Source organism: Nocardia niwae NBRC 108934 = DSM 45340, from assembly GCF_001613465.1.
GTDB classification, from domain to species: Bacteria; Actinomycetota; Actinomycetes; order Mycobacteriales; family Mycobacteriaceae; genus Nocardia; species Nocardia niwae.
In genome coordinates this window covers 1-2,980 of record NZ_BDCK01000008.1, presented here as the reverse complement: position 1 = coordinate 2,980, position 2,980 = coordinate 1, and the positions used below count along the sequence as shown (strand labels likewise).

The window sequence follows — 2,980 nt, the reverse complement described above, 5'->3', positions numbered from 1 at the left end:
ACGGCCGGACTCACCACGGCACCGCCATCAGGATGTGCAGCGGGATCGCCTTGAGCGTGGGCATGTGGCCGATGGGATGGCACAGCAAGTCGTGCACGAGGGTGTAGAGCAGATCCATCACGGGCTCCTATCGGGTGAAGGCTGCGTGTGCGATGTCGTCGATCAGTGGGTCGAACATGCTCGGACAGCAGACGAACCCGGCCCACGCGCGAAGCAGTTCGCGAACGTAGGCGATCTGGTAGGCGAGGACATGAGCGTCGTGGTCCACGGCGTATCTCCTACGTGAGGGAGGGGGTTCGCAGCGCGCAGCGTGACCACCCGCGGCTTCTCACGGGCTTGCGGAGCTGTGCTCGTTGGGGCGCTTTCCGGCATGGGTCGTTTCCGGTTGACGCGCTGCGAAGTCTGGGGAGGGTCAGACCCTCGGTATCAGAAGGCGGCGCGGATGAACGCGCCGAGGATGGTGCCGACGCCCTCGGCGACCTTCAACCAGTCGACGGCGGCGGCGATGGCAGACAGGGTGGACAGCATGGCAATCTCCTTGCGCTGGATGGTGGACGAGTTGTCCGTTGCGGTGGCCGGATTCGAACCGGCGACCTCCAGCACATGGAGCTGGCGAGCTACCGCTGCTCTACACCGCGTCGTGGCTGGTGAAGTCCGCCAGCCGTCGGGTTGCTATCTCGGCGTATGCCGGGCTGCCCTCGATGCCGAGGAACCGCCGGCCTTCCGCCAGCGCGCCGACCCCGGTGGTGCCGGAGCCCGCGAAGGGATCGAGGACCAGGCCGCCGACGGGCACTGTGCGGACGAGGTAGCGCATCAGCTCGACCGGCTTGGCCGTGATGTGCTGCCGCTCCTTGCCTTTCGGCGAGCCCACCCGGTAGACGCCGGGTAGGCAGGGCGGCTGGTGGTCGCGGTCGATGGTGCCGTGCGAGGCCCACAGGATGTATTCGCATTCGTTGCGGAACCCGGGCTGCGGGCGGGCGTTGGTCTTGGCCCATACGGTGATGCCGCGCCACCGCCACCCGGCCGCCTGGAGCGCGTCGGACATCGCGGGCAGCTGGCGCCAGTCGCAGAACACGAGGGCTTGCCCGCCGGGCCGGACAAGGCGCAGCGCTTCGCCGAGCCACAGCGTGCACCAGAGGGTGAACGAGCGCTGGTCGCGCTGGTCGCCACCGAAGTCCGGCAGAGCCTTGCCGGTGGTCGAGTCGGTGCTGACGTACTTCTGCTGCGCAGTGCGGGACGTTCGTTCCGCGGTGCTGGTGCCGCCGCTGCAGTAGGGCGGGTCGGTGATCAGCGCGTCAAAATCGGCGGTAGTGAGGTTCCGCATGGTGGCGAGGGCTTCGCCGTGGATGATCTCTGACATGGTGCTACCTCCACCGTCCCCGGCCCGGGACCGTCCGGGGCCTGGACGTAGGGTGCAGCGCGCAGCGTGGCCCCCCGGCTGAGTCGGACCAGGGTTGCGGCTACTCGGCGTGGCTGTGCTCGGCCGAGCGCGTTGGGGCGCTTGCGGTGAAGGTTGGCACCGTTTGACGCGCTGCGAGATCGTGGGGGCCGAAATGGCCTATGACATGCGAAAACCGGCACTGTCGCCGCTTTTGGGGTCGGCTCGTCAGTACCGGTTTTGAGGTGCCATCGAGCATAGCACCAGGTCAGAGCATTTTCGATCTTGCGGCTACGGTGTGGTGTTCCACTCCGGCCGGAAGTCTGGATGGTCAGACCAGATCGCAGCGATTCCGCGCAGATCGGGACCGGCTGCCCGGATTTCCTCTGCGGTGTCTTCGCTGCCGAACTCGGCCTCGAGGGCAGCGCGAAGACCAGGAATGGTGCGCAGATTGTCGACGACACCACGCAGGGCCGCCACCTGCCGCAGCACCCGGGCTGGGTCATGACGGGCGATATGTTCGGCGTGATAGAGCGTGTACAGGTCCTCCTGAGAGGTGCTGACGCGGTCCCACTGCTCGCTGTAGACCCATTCGCCGTCGCCTGCGTCCGATTCCTGCGCGATCCGTTCGTCCTCGGCGAGCCGGGCCTCGATGAACTCGACGATGGTCATGGTGTCGATCCTCTCTCGGCGAATTCGCGGCGCGCCAGTTCGAGGGCGTCACCGACGCGGTACACGGGCACCGCGCCGTCCTCATGCAGGTCGGTGATGCGCACACCAGCGCGGCTGCGGATGAGCCACGCGCGGCGCGTAAGGCGGCCCTCGGCGGCCCACCGGTAGCCGGTTCGCCGCGCGATCGGCGAGCCGATTGCCGCGCAGGCGTGCAGCAACTCGGGCATCGTGCATAACATTTCGCGGGCAGATGCGGTGGCCTGATCTTCAAGGTGCGCGACCTGTTGCTGCTGGCGGCAGTTCGCGCACCGCACCCACGCCGCATCGGGTTCGGCCCACAGGTTCGCCGCGCACGTCCCGCCGTCATCGACTCTGACCGGACACCGACCGAGGTATCGGCGATCGGCGGGCCGGTCGACCATGTGCCGGAGACGGTTGACCGCGCCGACGATGTCGTGGTGCGCCGCCTCTGCCGCGTCGAGTTCGCGCAGCCCGTGCGGGTGGCTCGCCAGCCAGACCGCGAGACGGTCGTCGATCGAGGCCGACGGGATGAGGTGCGCGGCCGTGCGCAACGCGACGTGAGATTCGCGCACCCGCACGCCCTTGCGCAGCCGGTGCTCATGCACCACGACGGGGGCCTCGGAGGATCCGCCGGTGTGCCGGGCGTTGGCGGCCAGCACGGCGAGCGAGCGCGCCTCGAGCGGAATCTCGACGCCGAGCTGGTCGGCGAGGATGCGCGCCCACCCGTGCAGCGCGGTCGACAGCGCGAGCGCCTCGCGTTCGCCGAGCAGGCGCACACCGTGCCCGCGGTCCTCGTTTGTGGTGTCGGCGATAGGCAGTGGCACCTCGGCCGAGCGCCCACCGGCGCGGTCGGCGGCGATCCGGGCCTGCCCACTGCGCGCGGTTTCGAGGTCGGCGAGCAGGCCGGGC

Annotated in this window: 4 protein-coding genes and 1 tRNA gene; all 5 read right to left on the bottom strand. The window is 68.9% G+C overall.

Annotated features, from left to right (window positions below; translation table 11 throughout):
• Positions 1-127 precede the first annotated feature (127 nt).
• Positions 128-268, bottom strand: a complete 141-nt coding sequence (locus NNI01S_RS34220) for a hypothetical protein (RefSeq protein WP_156511126.1) — start codon at positions 266-268, stop codon at positions 128-130.
• A 298-nt stretch (positions 269-566) separates the two neighbouring features.
• Positions 567-638, bottom strand: a tRNA-Met gene (locus NNI01S_RS02750).
• On the bottom strand, positions 629-1,360 hold the full coding sequence (locus tag NNI01S_RS02745; protein ID WP_063017174.1) for a DNA-methyltransferase: 732 nt from the start codon (positions 1,358-1,360) through the stop codon (positions 629-631). The genes NNI01S_RS02750 and NNI01S_RS02745 overlap by 10 nt, the downstream gene beginning before the upstream one ends.
• Before the next feature lie 309 nt (positions 1,361-1,669).
• Complete coding sequence (locus NNI01S_RS02740) at positions 1,670-2,050, bottom strand: DUF6221 family protein (RefSeq protein ID WP_063017172.1); 381 nt, start codon at positions 2,048-2,050, stop codon at positions 1,670-1,672.
• A partial coding sequence (locus NNI01S_RS35185) for a hypothetical protein (RefSeq protein ID WP_169812917.1) occupies positions 2,047-2,980 on the bottom strand: 934 nt, incomplete at its 5' end. The genes NNI01S_RS02740 and NNI01S_RS35185, both read right to left, overlap by 4 nt.

Coding starts and splice junctions, on each gene's coding strand:
- NNI01S_RS02745 (WP_063017174.1), bottom strand. CDS start 1,360: ATGTCAGAGATCATCCACGGCGAAGCCCTCGCCACCATGCGGAACCTC.
- NNI01S_RS02740 (WP_063017172.1), bottom strand. CDS start 2,050: ATGACCATCGTCGAGTTCATCGAGGCCCGGCTCGCCGAGGACGAACGG.